We start from the raw sequence: 15,427 nt of genomic DNA on the forward strand, positions 1-15,427 counted from the left end.
TTCGAAATTTAGGAGCGACTACAGTTTTGGTGACTTGCGCCGTCCCAACAAAGGTCTGATTTGCGTCAGGGTGTATGAAGCCCTTTGTGAGCGAGTTTCTGAAAATAGGAGCGACTCTTACCACATTCAGATCAACTTTTTTAAAATTGGAGCGACAACCTAAAACACCCATTTTTGGCCATGTTTCCGTCCCTCCCAAAACAGCAAAGGTGGCCGTGGAACAAGGAGACTCCCGCCGGAGAAAGAGGTAGGCGAGACCCCGCAGAGCCCCGATCTTGGGCTCGAGGAGGCTTGCCAGCTCGCCGGCAGGACGCGAGTTGTTCCACGGCCACCTTTATTCTCACAAAAGCAACGGAAATATCCCTCTTTTTCGACCAGCTAGTAACGTTGATTCTATATAATATCTCGAATCCAAGTCTTCCAGACTATGCTTCTTATCTTAAATAAGGCCATTTTAATTAGTTGATTCCAAGGTCAACACTAAACATAAACCGAGCCTAAAAGTAAATAACACCCCTATTACGATAGGGGTGTTGTAAGTTACTACATATGCAGCGCAGCTAATTATTCTTGATCTGGCTCTGCTACTTTTACAAGTTGCTTACCTAAATTTTCACCTTGAAATAGTCCAAAAAATGCTTCTGGTATATTTTCAAACCCATCAATAATAGTCTCTTCATTTTTTAGCTTACCTTCTGCTAACCATTTAGCAAGTTCTTTTGCACCTTCGCTGAAACGTTCTGCGTAATCACCAACGATAAATGCTTGAATACCAGCGCGTGCTTTCAACAACTTCGTTTGCACTCGAGGACCTAAATCTGCATCTGTTCTATTATAAGAAGAGATCGCACCGCACAGGGGTACTCTTGCGAAAGAATTTAGTAGGTTTAAGACAGCATCGGAAATTTCGCCTCCAACATTATCAAAGTAAACATCTACTCCCTGAGGGCATAAACCTGCAAGAGCTTCTTGAACATCATCTACGGTTTTGTAGTTAATCGCAGCATCAAAGCCTAATCCTTCTACTAGATAGCGAACTTTTTCATCAGATCCTGCGATTCCGACAACATGTGCACCTTTAATTTTAGCAATTTGGCCAACAACCATACCTACTGCTCCAGCTGCACCAGAAACGACAACCGTTTCCCCTTCTTTAGGCTGACCAATATCTAGTAAACCAAAATATGCAGTTAATCCTGTTAGACCTAATACACTTAAATAAGCAGATAGTGGTGCCTGTTTACCATCTACTTTACGTACTTGACTAGATGGAACTACGTTAAAACGTCTCCACCCTAACATCCCAAATACTTTATCCCCTACTTCAAAGTCACTGTCTTGAGATTCAATAACCTCACCAACAACTCCACCAGAGATAACCTCATTCAATTGGAATGGTTCTACATAAGATTTTTGATCACTCATTCGACCACGCATATAAGGGTCTACTGAAATATATAAGCTTTTTACCACTACCTCCCCTTTTTGAGGCGGCTTCGTATCAATCGTTTCGTAAGTGAAATTTTCGTGCGTTGGCATCCCTTCTGGACGACTTGCTAATACGATTTGTTCATTTTCATGACTCATGGTAAATCCCCTTTCAATGAGTTTACAAGTTTACGTTAGCAAAGCAATACTTTATCTATCAACGAATAAGGCTTCATAGAAGCACATTTTGAAAATAATAGGACATTTGGAGTACATAGAAGGATTTCTACTACATACCTAGAACGTATAGAATAAGAGTAAAACAACCTTTTTTGAGGAGATGGTTACATGAGTATGACGAAAGATCAAGCCGGAATTCCACATAAGGAGTTAGCAGTATCTTGCTTTAATAATGTTTGGACATTACTAGAGAAACCACATCGAACATCTGAAGAGAATGAACAAATGGTGCACGTCTGTCATACATCACTATGGCACTGGACTCAGGTACCTACTCATACAAATCAAAACTTATCGATTGGATACTGGCAGTTATCTCGTGTGTATGCTGTTATTGGACAAGGGGAAAACGCACTCCATTATGCAGATCTTTGTTTAACATATAGTGAGGAACTTGATCCTTTTTTCATCGGCTGCGCTCATGAAGCTTTCTCTAGATCTTATTTAGTTCTAGGACAATTAGAAAATGCTGAGGCGTCAAAAGAACTAGCTTATACTTATGCCGTGGAAATTACTGATGAAAACAGTAAGCAAATACTTTTAAGTGATTTAGAGTCATTGTAGATAGACCTTAAGAGTAGTTATACACTCTAACTTTAAATATCTCCCCTATAATAAAAGTAGAGACAAGTCACAAAATCTTGTCTCTACTTTTAATATGTATTGTTTTCCTTATTTCTAGAGTATTAGGGAAAGGGAGATAAAACCTAGTTATATTTCTCAATAGTTTAGTATTGTGGGCTCAACTCACTCCAAACGTCAAAAGTGTTTCCGTTTAGATCATAAAATACAAAGTTGTTTCCCGAATGTCCCCTGTCTTCTATATCTCCAACAGATACCTCTTTTTTCTTAAGGTACTCATGAAATTTCTTAAGGTTATTCAATCCATCTACCTCAAAGGTTAAAGTAAAGTGATCATTCCCATAATAATCAAGGAACTGAGTACGTTGCCCTTCTTGAGATTTCACAAGAAAAAAACTTTGATTTGCGAATTCTAATATCGCTTTTTCATCATTTCGAAAATTTTCTATAGCACCTAATTTATCTCGATACCATTTAGAAGACAATTCAACATTACGGACCGGAATGTAAGCAGTACCAACACGTTTCAAAAAAGATACCAAGTTTTCTATCTCCTTATGTTAGATTTTCCTATATTCTATAGATAAAATCTTTTTTGTATCACCCATTATTTTTAGACTTGGTACATAAATGTTTACAGCTAATTTTAGTTATACTATTGAGTTGACCTCCAATAAGCTAGCAACCATTTACTTCCATCCTCAATTTTACAGACTTTTTTAAATCCGCATTTTTCATAGCACCTTATGGCTCGCATGTTATGAACTTCAGGGTCTAGTACAATTCCATCAGGATTTTTATGGATCATTACATCAACAACAAAGCGTTTGACCATTTGAGTACCTATACCCTTCCCCCATAATCTAGGTTCGCCAATAAATTGATCGATGCCAATATAAGTTTTATTCTCAGGTAATCCCCACGCTTTTGCATCTTCTTTTTTTACAGGATATGATTGCATAAACCCGATTGGATCAGTATCTCTCTCAACAATAAATGGAGGTACATCTTCCTCACCATTTAATCGAGGGCTATATTTTTCTAGTATGCGTTCATACGAGTATGGATCATCAGGATTTCCGTAGTATTGAAGAACTTCTTCGTCTTGAAGCCACTTCGTCATTAACAAGAAATCTGTAGGAGACATTGGGCGTATGGATACTTCGTGATAGGCCATATAGAACCACCCTTCTTTTAAAGTGATTATTATTCTGAAATTTCCCACACAATTGTTTATAAAAATTGTAACACAAACAAGGAAATATTTGGGTGTTCACTATTTTTAATGTATTTTAGAAATACTAGCATAACAACCTAATTAAGTGGATTCCCTTAAGTATTCTACATAAACTTTTTTTGTAAGACTCCATTGACTCTAACGTAACGTGATACTCTACTATAAAAAATAGGAGGTGAGCAAAGTTGTATAAAGTAAAAGAAGTCGCAAACTTAGTAGGCGTGAGCGTACGCACGCTGCATCATTATGATGAGATCGAACTACTACAACCTGAATCGATAACTCCGGCCGGTTATCGACTTTATACAAATCAAAACCTCAAGAGGCTTCAACAGATATTATTCTTCAAAGAAATGGGGATCTCCTTACAGCAAATTAAAAATATTCTAGACCGTCCAGACTTTGATCAATTGGAAGCGTTACGTATGCATGAAGAAATGTTGAAGAAGAAAAAATCACGAATCGATACCATGATACAGACTGTCCAACAATCAATACACGCTCTGGAACATGGAAATGAAATGGAGGAAACAGAAATGTTTAAAGGGTTTGATATGAAAGAAATAGAAGAGCACCAAAAAAGGTATGCCGAGGAAGTACGGCAAACGTATCCCAATGACCTTGTAAAACAATCTGAACAGAAGACTTCTCAGTACACTGCACAAGACTGGAAAAGAATTAAAGAAGAAACAAATGATATTTATCAAGCAATTGCTTCTCACATGAGTCAAGGGCCAGACGATCCTGAAGTACAGCGTAATGTAGCTAGATGGCACCAATTTATAACAAATAACTTCTATGATTGCTCAATTGACATCTTCAGAGGGTTGGCTGATTTGTATGTAGCAGATGAACGATTCACGAAAAACATTGATAAACACAAAGAAGGTCTAGCAGTCTTCTTAAGTGAAGCAATGATTATCTATTGTGATGAACAACAAAAGTAAACACAAAAGGACGCCGAGGCTTCTTATCCTCAGGCGTCCTTTTTCTATTTACCCATCAGCCATTGTACTTCTTTCTGGGTGAATTGCTTTTTCAAGCTCTTCTTTTGCCATTACATTCTTAGTACCTTCCGCTTCACTATGTGGTTTGCCTTTTTGACTACCATTATGATGTTCATGTTTTTTCTTTTTACTCATCTTTACCCCTCCTTATAATGGATAGTTTGTGCAGGGGCTGATTTTTTATCAACGGTAGTATGAAATTGTTTTATAACCTTAAGCCTCTGGAGCTCTTCCTATTCCTTTTAAAAAGTGAAGTGTCATAGTTATTCCCTGATTAATCTCTGGGTCTCTTAAAGCTTTAGCTAAATTCATAATGGAGGTTTTCTCTTCCATTTCACTTCCCTCTATTGCTCCTTCCATCCCTTGGTTCAAGCGTGTTGATAATTCTTGAACCTTAGAAACATCGATTTCCCCTAACAAGAACATAAATCCACTTAAATTTTCTAACACTTTAGTGTAGCGCTCTTTATTTGCCTCTGTAACGATGTTTTCTATGGCATCTTCTTTGTGTTTCACCAAAGCGGTAAGTGCTTCTAATATGCCAGCTTCATCTAATGCTTTAATTAATTCGATAGCTTTCTCTAGTGACTCACCATTATCTGCAATCTCGTTCTCAAGCTTTTGTACTTTTTTCGCACGTACCTGCTCCTGGCTCATTTCCATGCGTTTAATTTTAGTTATCGCTTTTGCCATGGTCACTCACCTTCTCTCCAGGAAAAATATAGTCATCACGTGCCCATTTCTTTTCAACCTTTACCCCCAGCTGAGGCTTTGGATTTCCCCTTCGATGGTTATTGTATGGAATCGGGCTTTTTCCTTTCTTCTTTAAAACGTCCATTTTCACTGCAATTTCCTTATAAGCAGGTGTATTGGTATCTTTGTCTACACTATTATCTGTTAAAAAATTCACTGCAGATTTACCATTATCGTTTAGTGGTAAATATAGTTCTTTTCCTTTTACTCGATCGGTAATATGCACCTCAGTTGTTGCTACACCTGCCGGAGAGGTTAAACGGACCAGAGCCCCTTCTTGCACTCCACGTTCTTCAGCTAGTTCAGGGGAAACTTCGACAAAAGCATTTGGTGTTTTTCTAGTGATTCCAGGTGATTTATAAGTCATATTCCCTTCATGAAAATGCTCAAGTAAACGCCCATTGTTCACGTGCAGATCGAATTCTTCATTGGTTGAATAGTCCATTTGGTAAGAAATCTCGAAGAAATTAGCCTTACTATCTTCAAATGGAAAACCATCTGTGAACAATAACGGAGTATCTGTTCCATCCGGAGCTACCGGCCATTGTAAACTTTTATATCCTTCTAGCCGATTGTATGTAACTCCTGCGAACAAAGGTGTTAAGAAGGCTGCTTCCTCCATAATTTGTTCTGGATGTTGGTATTCCCAGTCATACCCGAATCTTCGAGCAAGTAAGGTTAAAATTTCCCAATCTGGCTTTGTCTCCTCTAATGGCTCCATCGCACGGTATAAACGTTGGATCCTTCTTTCTGTGTTCGTAAATGTTCCTTCTTTTTCAAGACTGCTACAAGCAGGTAACACTACATCAGCATATTCAGCTGTTTTAGTTAGGAACAAATCTTGAACTACAAAGAAATCCAGTTTTTCAAATGCTTCCGTGACATAATTAATATTCGAATCTACGACACCTGTATCTTCTCCAAGTACAAACATCCCTTTCACATTACCGTCGTGTATTGCTTTGATCATTTGATGATTATCTTTCCCTATTTCGCGCGAAAGCTCGACTCCCCACAGATTTTCATAACGTCCCCTTGCATCATCATCTGTGATTAATTCATAACCAGGTAAAAAGTTCGGCATACTTCCAAAATCACTACATCCTTGCACATTGTTATGCCCACGTAACGGATAAGCACCTGCACCGTTTTTGCGGTAATTCCCTGTAGCAAGTAAAAGATTCGATATAGCTGTACTCGTATCACTTCCTTGCTGATGCTGTGTCACACCCATAGCCCAGCAAATAGAAACGGTCTCAGCTGAACTGATTGACTTAGCTATCTGTTTTAACGTATCTTCACTGAATCCAGTCACCCCTGATGCATATTTCAACGTAAAAGGCTCTAGACTTTGATAATAAGAACTAAAACCATTTACCCACTCATCAATAAACGTCCTATCATGCCATCCCTGGTCTATAATATATTTTGTTACTGCCGATATCCAAACTAAGTCTGAACCAGGATGGTTACTGAAAAATTCATCTGCACGTCTAGCCATTTCGTGCTTTCGAATATCAAAAACAAATAACTTCTGTCCATAAAGCTTCTGTGACCTTTTGATTCTAGAAGCTAATACGGGATGTGATTCAGCCGTATTTGAACCTATAGTTATAACTAGTTGCGCTGATGCAATATCATCGATAGATCCAGAGTCACCGCCATGACCTACAGTACGGAATAAACCTTTTGTTGCTGGAGTTTGGCAATAACGGGAACAATTATCGATATTATTTGTTCCGATAACCTGTCTGGCAAACTTTTGCATAACAAAAGATTCTTCATTTGTTGCTTTTGAGGAGGAAATAAAGGCCAAAGAATCAGGCCCATTTTCCACTTTAAGTTTGGTCATCTCCCTTTCGATAAATTCTAAGGCAGTATCCCAATCGACTTCTTTAAAGTGGTCCCCCTCTCTTACAAGTGGTTTTGTTAAACGTTCATCGCTATTCACGTAATCCCATCCGAATTTACCCTTTACACATGTAGAGATGTCATTAGCGGGAGAACCTGGTTGAGGTTCAATCTTTAACACTTCACGCCCTTTTGTCCAAACGTCAAATGAGCAACCAACTCCACAATAGGTACAAACTGTTTTGGTTTTATCAATCCGTTCCTTTCGCATAGCTGCTTCTGTATCAGAAACGGCTAATAGCGGTCCATATCCTGACTCAGCTTTTTTTGTTAACTCAATCATGGAACGTAATACACCAGGGTTGTGATCCGTCATGTACCCTGCTTTACCTTCCATATTTGTTTCCATAAGTGCATTACAAGGACATACGGTAGCGCATTGACCGCAATTTACGCAGGATGATTCATCTATTGGCACATCATTGTCCCAGATAACTCTAGGTTGCTGACGTTCCCAGTCTATTGTTAGCGTTTCATTCACTTGTACATCCTGGCAAACCTCTACACATCTACCACACAAAATACATTGGTCTGGATCATATCTGTAAAAGGAACCAGATCGATCTATCTCATAAGGTTTCGACTCAAAGGGTTTGCCTTGGTGTTCGACACCATATTGAGAAACAGTATTATGTATCTCGCATGAACCATTGTTGTAATCACATACTGTACAATACAATTCATGATTTTGCATAATACGGTCTAATGCTTCTTTTTGTGCTTTTAAAACTGTTTCTTCTTCAGTAGATATATTCATACCTGCTTCTACTTTTGTACTACACGCCCGCTTAATCTCTCCATCAATGGCTACTATACATGTATCACATGTCTCAATTGGACCTAGTGACTCGTGATAACAAATTTGTGGTAAGTCTATATTTGCTTCATTTAATAGTTTGATTAATGGCTGGTCAGGTTCAGCCAACAATTCTTGTCCATTAACATTCACAACAGTGTGATCCTTCATGCCTTTTCCTCCTTTACCGGGTGTCCAAAAGAGATGGTTTCTCTTGAATATAATCTTGACCGGTATACACGTTTAATCGATTTTGTCGAATGAACCCTACTGTCGTGATGTTTAAGTCTTCGGCTAGCCGTAAAGCTAGGTCTGTTGGTGCTGAGGGGGAAAGCAATGTACCTATTCCCATTTTTGAAACTTTCACCAGTACTTCTGATGATATGCGTCCACTAAAAACAATCTGTTTTTCACGCCTTGATATTTGATTTTTTAAGAGATAACCATACACTTTATCTAGAGCGTTATGTCTACCAATATCCACAGCTATATACTGTATGTTATGTCGAGTGGCAATCGCTGCTTGGTGAACGCCACCTGTCCTCTTAAAATCATTTGAATGTTGTTGAAAGGTATCCATCAAACTAAAAACTTCCTGTACAGAAAGGATATGTTTTTTCATAATCGTTTTTGCAGTTTTAACATCTTGATCAAAATAAAATTCACGACTTTTTCCACAGCAAGAACCGATAAATCGCTTTGTTCTACCATAAGACTTATTGGGCAAATCCGTTGATAGTTCCACATATGCAAAACCCGCTTCTAAGTCTAATTGGATAGAATTAATATCTTCATAGGATATGATGAGTGCTTCGGATGCTAAAAAACCTATTACTAACTCCTCCAATGCACAGGGTGAACATATCATCGTTGCATATTCTTCCCCTTGAACAACAACCGTTAAAGCGAATTCAATAGCAATATCATCTTCAAATTCCTTATATGCACCTCGATGATATCTATGTATATTCCAGGAACCAACAATATTCTCGTCCATATACCGCTCCCCCTTTCATAACAGCGTAACGGCGTATAAATCTATTCCTTTATTTGAAGTTTTGAAAACCTTTACAACAAAACTCAGACCTTTCTCCATTATTAGGTAGTAATCATAATTAAAATAATAGACTAAAAAAAGACTTCTGCATTAAGAAGCCTTTTTCCTTGTTGTTTATTTATTAGTATTTAATTCTAACTCAATAATGCGAAAAACGTCTTTACGAACGTCATCTCCTTCATTAAATAAATGATGCTTACCTTGATCGATTTGAATAATATCAGCATTGGGAAACTTTCTTTTCAAAAACTTTACATTGTAGTCCCAGTCTACAGTTTTGTCATGGTTACCTTGAATAACCGTTAAAGATTCATCACTGGGCTTTGCATGTTGAATACTTTTATTCCACTCTATTAATGCTTCAAACCATTTAAAAGGTATATGATCATGCTGTAGTGGATCTTGCTTAACAAACTTTAAATAACTTTTGTCGGATGAATTCTTCCGATACCGACGAAGTACTTTGTTCAGAAATGGGTTTAATACATAGTAACCAGCAACAGTTATCTTCCAATAATTCGATCGAATAAGTGGGGCTAACACGATTGCCTTTTCAAAAGGATGGGTTCGTTTTTTAAGAAGATAATTTACGATAATAGCTCCTCCAGTACTATGCCCAATCAAATAGTAAGGACGAGGTAGCTGATCTTTCATTTGATCTATTACAACTTTCAAGGTAATGCCATAGTTTGTAAATTCTTTCGTAGATAGCGTTTTACCACCAGATAGACCATGTCCTTGTAAATCGTACACAATCACACGTTTTTTCTGGTCTGTTAAATATTTTATTATCCGCTTTAAATGACCAGCGTGATCAAAGTAGCCATGTAGCAATAATACTGTTCCTTTCGCTTCTTTCGGGGCATGCATCTGAACCATGATTTTCTTACCATTTGCTTGTAAACTTCCAAAGTGAAAATCTACATTTTCGAAATCAAGACCGTAATACTCCAAATATTTTTTTATGTTCTTCGTTGGTTGTACAGGTGTAATGAAATCAATCGGAGTATTCCAATCCCCTAACGCCGCTAATATTTGTTTAAAATCGATATGCTCCATTTTCTTCACCTACAATACGAAATGGTTATGAATAGCATTACCAAATTTCTTAGACTACATCCTTTCGTTTGCATCTCCTTGTACAGACACTAAAAAACGCTCCACTTCGTTTTCTGTTGTCAAAACGAATACATTTTTTTCATGTCTAACCATAGCCAACTTTTCCTTGAGAGGTGCAAGTTTATCCTTAGGAAATCTCCATACATATTTCATGAATTCAGGATGTACTCGTTCTGGACAACCTTTTCCCATGTCAGAACGGATTGTATTTCGATACATTACTCTTCTTTTCAATACTCGATATAAGCAAATCCACCTTGACCGATCTAAAAGAATAACTGTATCTGCTGCCTCGATTCGAATATCGATTGTACTTCTAAAATTTCCATCTATAATCCACTTTTCGTGATTGATTAACTGAAATTGATTCTGTTTTAGTTCCTCTCTTGACGATTCGACCCATCCAGGCTTCCAAAATAGTGCATCTAAATGATAGACAGGTATGTCAAGCCTAGAAGCTAATTGCTTGGAAAACGTAGACTTCCCGGCCCCCGGTGAACCAATAACAATAATTTTTCTCATTTCTCTTTTCAAGTTGAAAACACCTCACTTTCTTTCCATCCCCCCATCTCCTATAATAGAGTTCATCATCAAAGGAAAGGTACAATACAATGGATATCCGACATTTACAATATTTTTTAGAAGTTGCACAACAACAAAGCTTCACAAAAGCTGCTCAACAACTCAATGTTTCTCAACCCGCGCTCAGTAAAATGATCCGAAATCTTGAAGAAGACCTTGAGGTTACACTTCTCGATCGCTCTAACAAACAAATTCAGCTTACAGATGCAGGCCAAGCAGTCTTAGAACAAGCCCAACGTGTACTAGGTATGATGGAAGATCTAACCACTTCCCTTTATGATACCATTCATCTCCAAAAAGGGGCTATTTCGTTTGGGCTTCCACCTCTAATTGGAACACTTTTCTTCCCAGGAATCATTGCAAACTTCCGTAAAACCTATCCAGGTATCTCTATACAAATCACAGAATATGGTGCCAAAAAGATGGAGCAAAGTTTGATAGAAGGACAGGTGGAACTAGCTATCGCTGTAGCACCAGTCGATCAATCTATTTTTGAATCGATACCCTTTACGGAAGAAAAGATGAAAGTGGTGATGCCAAACCACCACACTTTAGCAAATTTAGGACAAATTGAGCTTAAAGAACTGTCAAAAGAGAAATTCATCCTATTCCAAGAAGACTTCGCCATGCATGATTTAATACGTAATCATTGTCTGGAACAAGGATTCATACCTCATATTGAATTGGAAAGCTCTCAGTGGGATTTTATAGTAGAGATGGTCCGGGCGAACATGGGAATAGCAATTCTTCCTGAATCCATATGTGCCAAAATACATACGAATGATGTAAAAGCAATTCCACTATCTAACCCTTCTATACCTTGGAAACTGGAACTTATAATAAAAAAAGATAGATACTTATCATTTGCAACTCGAGAATTCATCCAGTTTGTAAAAGATTTCCGTTTATAACTTTCGGTTATGGAATAGATAATGAATATGTATTTTTATTATAATAATGGTTGTATTATAGTTAAGGTATCAGTTAAAAACTTTAATTTTGAAGTTCTTACGAAAAAAGTTTCTCATTAATAAATAGATATACCCGAAATAAAAGAGCCGTAATGCGGCTCTTTTCGTGTATTCAGGGGGTGTAAGCATTTACAAAAATATTATTACCTTACTCATCCAATTCAGTCTAATTAATGTCTTCTTCTTTATCGGGCTTGCACTTCAGGATGTAACTAACCTCCCTATTCCGGGGAGCATAATTGGATTAATTGTGTTGTTTATAGCATTGCAAACAGGTATCGTTAAGCTGCATTGGATCGAGAAAGCAGGTAAATGGTTGCTAGCGGAGCTGTTGCTTTTCTTTATCCCTGCAGCTGTAGGTATTATCCAATATCCTGACTTAGCAGGATGGAGTGGCTTCCAATTGTTGTTGATTATCTTTATTAGCACCACTCTAGTTATGTGGGTAACAGGGATTGTAGCTGATCAACTCGCTAAAAGAAGAAAGGAGGAAACAGATTGATATATTTAGTCATAACTATTCTTACCTATATAATTAGTAAAAAACTTTATCAAAAGTGGGAACACCCTTTATTAACACCATTATTTGTTTCCCCAACCCTGTTAATCATGATGTTGTTGGTTATGGACATACCATTTGAACAATATGAACAAGGTACCAATGTAATAAGTTATTTCCTTGGACCAGCTACTGTGGCTTTTGCAATTCCTATTTATAAACACTATGCATTAATTAAGAAATTCCTTTTAGAGATTATTACAAGTATCACAGCGGGGTCCACCTTTGCTGTTCTTTCTTCTTTCTTTTTAGGTTATCTCATTCATTTAAGTGGCACATTTATGACAAGTATCCTTCCAAGATCTATTACAACACCTATAGCTATTGAAGTGTCTGAAACGATCGGTGGCGTCCCAGCTTTAACTGCAGCTTTTGTAGTTTGTACAGGTATTGTCGGTTCAATTGTCGGTCCTTATGTCATTCGATTTTCTTCCATCCAATCCTCAATCGCTCGAGGGCTTTCATTTGGAATGGCTGCACATGGAGCAGGAACATCTAAGGCATTCGAATTCGGTGATCAAGAAGGGACATTTTCAAGCTTGGCCATGATTATCGCTGCTGGTATTACCCTTTTATGGGGAAACACCTGGATTCCATCTTTCCAGCACCTTTTTATGTAAATAAGTTATTCAAATGTTACTTCCCGCATTATTACGCCGGAACCTTGGGATTTCTTTACTTGTAAAAAAGGAGCTAGAAATATCTAGCTCCTTTTTTCACGCTTATAATTGGTTTAAGTTTGTATAAGCCCGTTTTCGTTCTGATTCACTTTTAAGTTGTACATCTTTCCATTCAGTTTCAGTATGCCATTCTTGAGTAGTTTCTCTAACTACTTCACTAATGAATTGTAGCATCCCAATTACATCTGCACGCCATGGTCCATCTTCTACCCAATCATTGTGTTCGCTACTATATAGTACCCTATGAATCCATTTATTATCTTGAGTAAACGTATTAGTTAGATAAAACCCATCTTTAGTGAAAGTTAGTAAGAACCAATTCGTAGTATCCGTTTCAATTACTTTCACAATCTTAGAAGGATTAATGGTAATTAGTTTATAAGTACCAGTCTGTTCATCAAATAGATGAAGGTTTAACTCTTTATCCTCCATAGTCTCTAAACTATAATCTCTCATTTTGTTAGAAGGTCTACTGAGATTCTTTACACCAAACAGATTCAGAAATTGTTTGATATACCCTATATTTTCAATCACAAAAAAAGTAGATGGTATAGTAGAATATACATCTTTCTTTTGATTTTCAATGTATGCAAGCTTTTCCTGTAACCCATTCAAATTCTTAAATAAGTCAATTGATTTCTTAACTATAATTCGAACCACTGACTCTTCACCGTGTTGATTCAAGTAAGATATGGATACCTTTTCTTCCTTAACTGTTTGCTCTTTCTCAACAGCTAAAAGAAAATAAAACGGAATATGTAAGTCTTTATTTATCTTAATTTGGTTGGTATTTTTATCCAATATAATTGATTTGCTAGCATTCACTATCTCGTCGAGCTGAATCTCATCTACATGATACGTAACACTACCTTTAAAGTCCGCACGGCGTTTACGTTTCTTTAAATATACAAACAAAGAAATAATCATTGCTGGTGTTGATATAAAAAGAAAACTAATAATAATCCATGTATCAATTCCAGTCAACAGACTGATTAATATGCTAAGGCCGTAAAACGTTATAAAGACAAAAATAAATCCAACTATCCCTGTACAACCTATCATGGTAAAACTCCCCATTCTCGTAAGTTTTACTACATACACCCTATTCACTTACTATGTAATACGAACAAGCGAGCAATCGGTTTCAACTTATCTAGCAAAAATAAAGTGGACTAGTCAACTTTCCCTTACTAATCGCCTCACTAAAGTATCTAATTCGCTAACTTCTGAGACTGGATAATGAATTATACTATTTAAAATCATGAAAAGGGAAATCAGAAGTGAAACCAACCCGATTATGTTAGGGTGATCTCTATCAAACAACCAATTTGACAGTCGAGGAAAATCAGATTTCATTTCTCGTGGCAATTCAGTTACTCTTTTTACATAGGTAGGAAAATCGTTTTCCAACTCTTCTTTCAACTCCCTAAATGATTCCTTTATAAAAGTCCTTGGAAGAAAGAGAAGAAAAATACTACCAAGGAGCATTCCTATAGAGGGAGCTAATTTACGGTACCAAGTCTGAATATCTGAAATTATACTTCTTGCCTCATATTTATCAACTATCTGTGAATTAGAGGAAGCTTCCTTAACCGATATTTCCCTTTCCACATGATTAATTGAGTTTAGATGTTGAATATAGAATTTTTCTTCAGAACTTTTATACGAGTATCCATTTGGGAAGAAGTCAAAAGAAACTACTATTATGTATGGAGCACTAAGAAGAATAAGAAAAAAACCTACAACAAAAAATCTTATGTATAACTCTCTTTTCATTATCACGACAACCTTTTTTGATGATGATTATCACCATTATTACATACTTCAGTTGTCTATTCACATAAAAATAATTTCAGTACAGAAGGGTAGTAAGGAGATTGCAGCTATATTTAGAAGTAGACGGAGTAATAAAGAAACTAAGGAATGGAGTTGATATTGGAGAACTAATAGAAGTAAATTTTAGAAATAAAGTAATGGAAAGTACCTTTGTGATCTGTAGTAAATAAAGCTTTGAACATCGCATCTAATCTATTTACAAATCTGGTACTTTCCCATTTCATGTCATAATAATATACTCGTGCTCCTTTATTTTTTAAATGGATTTCTTCTCAGCTTAGCTTGTGATTTGCTTGCTCTTGATTTTCCACCTTGCATAGAAGCATTGTAATGTTTAACCTCTTGACTAGTTTGGTAATCTTTTTCAAATAGTTCACGAGCTTTTATAAACATATTCATTTTAAAGACCTCCTTTAATATAGATATTGGGCGATACCCCGTGTATTTTTAAGTAAAACGTAGTAAGTTAACCTTAATTACGCCTTACCTTTTAATACGAATTTATTTTGCAATAAATCATATTTGATTTGATTCACACATTAGTGTGCATCAATTAATATAAGGCCCTGTTAAAGTTTGGTGTTGATTCTGGAATCAACTAATATAAATAGTTTTATTCCAGATAAGAAGCATAATCTGGAAGACTTGAATTCGAGATAATTTGGGATG

At 36.7% G+C, this 15,427-nt stretch carries 17 protein-coding genes; 5 read left to right on the forward strand and 12 right to left on the reverse strand.

Annotated features, from left to right (window positions below; genetic code table 11):
- Positions 1-564: 564 nt before the first annotated feature.
- Complete coding sequence (locus tag N782_RS18235) at positions 565-1,587, reverse strand: NADP-dependent oxidoreductase (protein WP_036823653.1); 1,023 nt, start codon at positions 1,585-1,587, stop codon at positions 565-567.
- A gap of 189 nt (positions 1,588-1,776) precedes the next feature.
- On the opposite strand from N782_RS18235, the gene N782_RS18240 reads away from it, so the two are divergent.
- On the forward strand, positions 1,777-2,232 hold the full coding sequence (locus N782_RS18240) for a hypothetical protein (RefSeq protein ID WP_237582687.1): 456 nt from the start codon (positions 1,777-1,779) through the stop codon (positions 2,230-2,232).
- A 164-nt stretch (positions 2,233-2,396) separates the two neighbouring features.
- Here N782_RS18240 and N782_RS18245 read toward each other — a convergent pair whose 3' ends face one another.
- Both N782_RS18245 and N782_RS18250 read right to left on the reverse strand, forming a co-directional pair.
- The gene (locus tag N782_RS18245; RefSeq protein WP_036823656.1) at positions 2,397-2,792 is read right to left on the reverse strand and encodes a VOC family protein; all 396 of its coding nucleotides are present in this window, start codon (positions 2,790-2,792) and stop codon (positions 2,397-2,399) included.
- Between the two features lie 113 nt (positions 2,793-2,905).
- Positions 2,906-3,427 carry a GNAT family N-acetyltransferase gene (locus tag N782_RS18250; RefSeq protein WP_036823659.1) on the reverse strand — a complete coding sequence of 174 codons (522 nt, stop codon included), beginning with the start codon at positions 3,425-3,427 and terminating at the stop codon, positions 2,906-2,908.
- A gap of 245 nt (positions 3,428-3,672) precedes the next feature.
- On the opposite strand from N782_RS18250, the gene N782_RS18255 reads away from it, so the two are divergent.
- Entirely contained in the window at positions 3,673-4,434 is a 762-nt protein-coding gene (locus N782_RS18255; protein WP_036823662.1) for a MerR family transcriptional regulator, read from the forward strand.
- A gap of 48 nt (positions 4,435-4,482) precedes the next feature.
- Here N782_RS18255 and N782_RS21860 read toward each other — a convergent pair whose 3' ends face one another.
- The 6 genes from N782_RS21860 to N782_RS18280 all read right to left on the reverse strand — a co-directional run bounded on the left by N782_RS21860 (position 4,483) and on the right by N782_RS18280 (position 10,652).
- Entirely contained in the window at positions 4,483-4,629 is a 147-nt protein-coding gene (locus tag N782_RS21860) for a hypothetical protein (protein ID WP_202595709.1), read from the reverse strand.
- Positions 4,630-4,707: 78 nt separating this feature from the next.
- Positions 4,708-5,187, reverse strand: coding sequence for a helical membrane plugin domain-containing protein (locus N782_RS18260; protein ID WP_036823664.1), 480 nt, complete (start codon positions 5,185-5,187; stop codon positions 4,708-4,710).
- Positions 5,168-8,125 carry a formate dehydrogenase subunit alpha gene (gene fdhF, locus N782_RS18265; RefSeq protein ID WP_036823666.1) on the reverse strand — a complete coding sequence of 986 codons (2,958 nt, stop codon included), beginning with the start codon at positions 8,123-8,125 and terminating at the stop codon, positions 5,168-5,170. The genes N782_RS18260 and fdhF overlap by 20 nt, the downstream gene beginning before the upstream one ends.
- 13 nt (positions 8,126-8,138) lie before the next feature.
- Positions 8,139-8,951: a formate dehydrogenase accessory sulfurtransferase FdhD gene (gene fdhD / locus N782_RS18270; protein ID WP_052111426.1), complete on the reverse strand. Its 813-nt coding sequence runs from the start codon at positions 8,949-8,951 to the stop codon at positions 8,139-8,141.
- A gap of 174 nt (positions 8,952-9,125) precedes the next feature.
- Entirely contained in the window at positions 9,126-10,070 is a 945-nt protein-coding gene (locus N782_RS18275) for an alpha/beta hydrolase (protein WP_052111427.1), read from the reverse strand.
- A gap of 54 nt (positions 10,071-10,124) precedes the next feature.
- Complete coding sequence (locus tag N782_RS18280) at positions 10,125-10,652, reverse strand: DNA topology modulation protein (RefSeq protein WP_036823684.1); 528 nt, start codon at positions 10,650-10,652, stop codon at positions 10,125-10,127.
- An 89-nt stretch (positions 10,653-10,741) separates the two neighbouring features.
- Here N782_RS18280 and N782_RS18285 point away from each other — a divergent pair, with 89 nt between their 5' ends.
- From N782_RS18285 to N782_RS18295, 3 genes are all read left to right on the forward strand, one after another.
- Positions 10,742-11,623, forward strand: a complete 882-nt coding sequence (locus N782_RS18285; protein ID WP_036823668.1) for a LysR family transcriptional regulator — start codon at positions 10,742-10,744, stop codon at positions 11,621-11,623.
- A gap of 166 nt (positions 11,624-11,789) precedes the next feature.
- Complete coding sequence (locus N782_RS18290) at positions 11,790-12,185, forward strand: CidA/LrgA family protein (RefSeq protein ID WP_237582688.1); 396 nt, start codon at positions 11,790-11,792, stop codon at positions 12,183-12,185.
- Complete coding sequence (locus N782_RS18295; protein ID WP_036823670.1) at positions 12,182-12,862, forward strand: LrgB family protein; 681 nt, start codon at positions 12,182-12,184, stop codon at positions 12,860-12,862. The genes N782_RS18290 and N782_RS18295 overlap by 4 nt, the downstream gene beginning before the upstream one ends.
- A gap of 102 nt (positions 12,863-12,964) precedes the next feature.
- Here N782_RS18295 and N782_RS18300 read toward each other — a convergent pair whose 3' ends face one another.
- From N782_RS18300 to N782_RS21660, 3 genes are all read right to left on the reverse strand, one after another.
- Complete coding sequence (locus N782_RS18300) at positions 12,965-13,984, reverse strand: hypothetical protein (RefSeq protein ID WP_036823672.1); 1,020 nt, start codon at positions 13,982-13,984, stop codon at positions 12,965-12,967.
- Positions 13,985-14,098: 114 nt separating this feature from the next.
- A complete protein-coding gene (locus N782_RS18305; protein WP_036823674.1) occupies positions 14,099-14,698 on the reverse strand; it encodes a hypothetical protein in 600 nt (199 codons plus the stop codon).
- A gap of 309 nt (positions 14,699-15,007) precedes the next feature.
- Positions 15,008-15,157 (reverse strand): hypothetical protein, encoded by a 150-nt coding sequence (locus N782_RS21660; protein ID WP_161783138.1) that lies wholly within the window; start codon positions 15,155-15,157, stop codon positions 15,008-15,010.
- Between the last annotated feature and the right edge of the window lie 270 nt (positions 15,158-15,427).

The organism is Pontibacillus yanchengensis Y32 (genome assembly GCF_000770635.1).
Lineage (GTDB): Bacteria > Bacillota > Bacilli > Bacillales > BH030062 > Pontibacillus > Pontibacillus yanchengensis.

What these genes read in the sequence shown, in the direction of transcription:
- N782_RS18275 (WP_052111427.1), bottom strand. Translation starts at nt 10,070, where the DNA reads ATGGAGCATATCGATTTTAAACAAATATTAGCGGCGTTAGGGGATTGG.
- N782_RS18285 (WP_036823668.1), top strand. Translation starts at nt 10,742, where the DNA reads ATGGATATCCGACATTTACAATATTTTTTAGAAGTTGCACAACAACAA.
- fdhD (WP_052111426.1), bottom strand. Translation starts at nt 8,951, where the DNA reads ATGGACGAGAATATTGTTGGTTCCTGGAATATACATAGATATCATCGA.
- N782_RS18305 (WP_036823674.1), bottom strand. Translation starts at nt 14,698, where the DNA reads ATGAAAAGAGAGTTATACATAAGATTTTTTGTTGTAGGTTTTTTTCTT.
- N782_RS18235 (WP_036823653.1), bottom strand. Translation starts at nt 1,587, where the DNA reads ATGAGTCATGAAAATGAACAAATCGTATTAGCAAGTCGTCCAGAAGGG.
- fdhF (WP_036823666.1), bottom strand. Translation starts at nt 8,125, where the DNA reads ATGAAGGATCACACTGTTGTGAATGTTAATGGACAAGAATTGTTGGCT.
- N782_RS18240 (WP_237582687.1), top strand. Translation starts at nt 1,777, where the DNA reads ATGAGTATGACGAAAGATCAAGCCGGAATTCCACATAAGGAGTTAGCA.
- N782_RS21860 (WP_202595709.1), bottom strand. Translation starts at nt 4,629, where the DNA reads ATGAGTAAAAAGAAAAAACATGAACATCATAATGGTAGTCAAAAAGGC.
- N782_RS18300 (WP_036823672.1), bottom strand. Translation starts at nt 13,984, where the DNA reads ATGATAGGTTGTACAGGGATAGTTGGATTTATTTTTGTCTTTATAACG.
- N782_RS18250 (WP_036823659.1), bottom strand. Translation starts at nt 3,427, where the DNA reads ATGGCCTATCACGAAGTATCCATACGCCCAATGTCTCCTACAGATTTC.
- N782_RS18260 (WP_036823664.1), bottom strand. Translation starts at nt 5,187, where the DNA reads ATGGCAAAAGCGATAACTAAAATTAAACGCATGGAAATGAGCCAGGAG.
- N782_RS18280 (WP_036823684.1), bottom strand. Translation starts at nt 10,652, where the DNA reads ATGAGAAAAATTATTGTTATTGGTTCACCGGGGGCCGGGAAGTCTACG.
- N782_RS21660 (WP_161783138.1), bottom strand. Translation starts at nt 15,157, where the DNA reads ATGAATATGTTTATAAAAGCTCGTGAACTATTTGAAAAAGATTACCAA.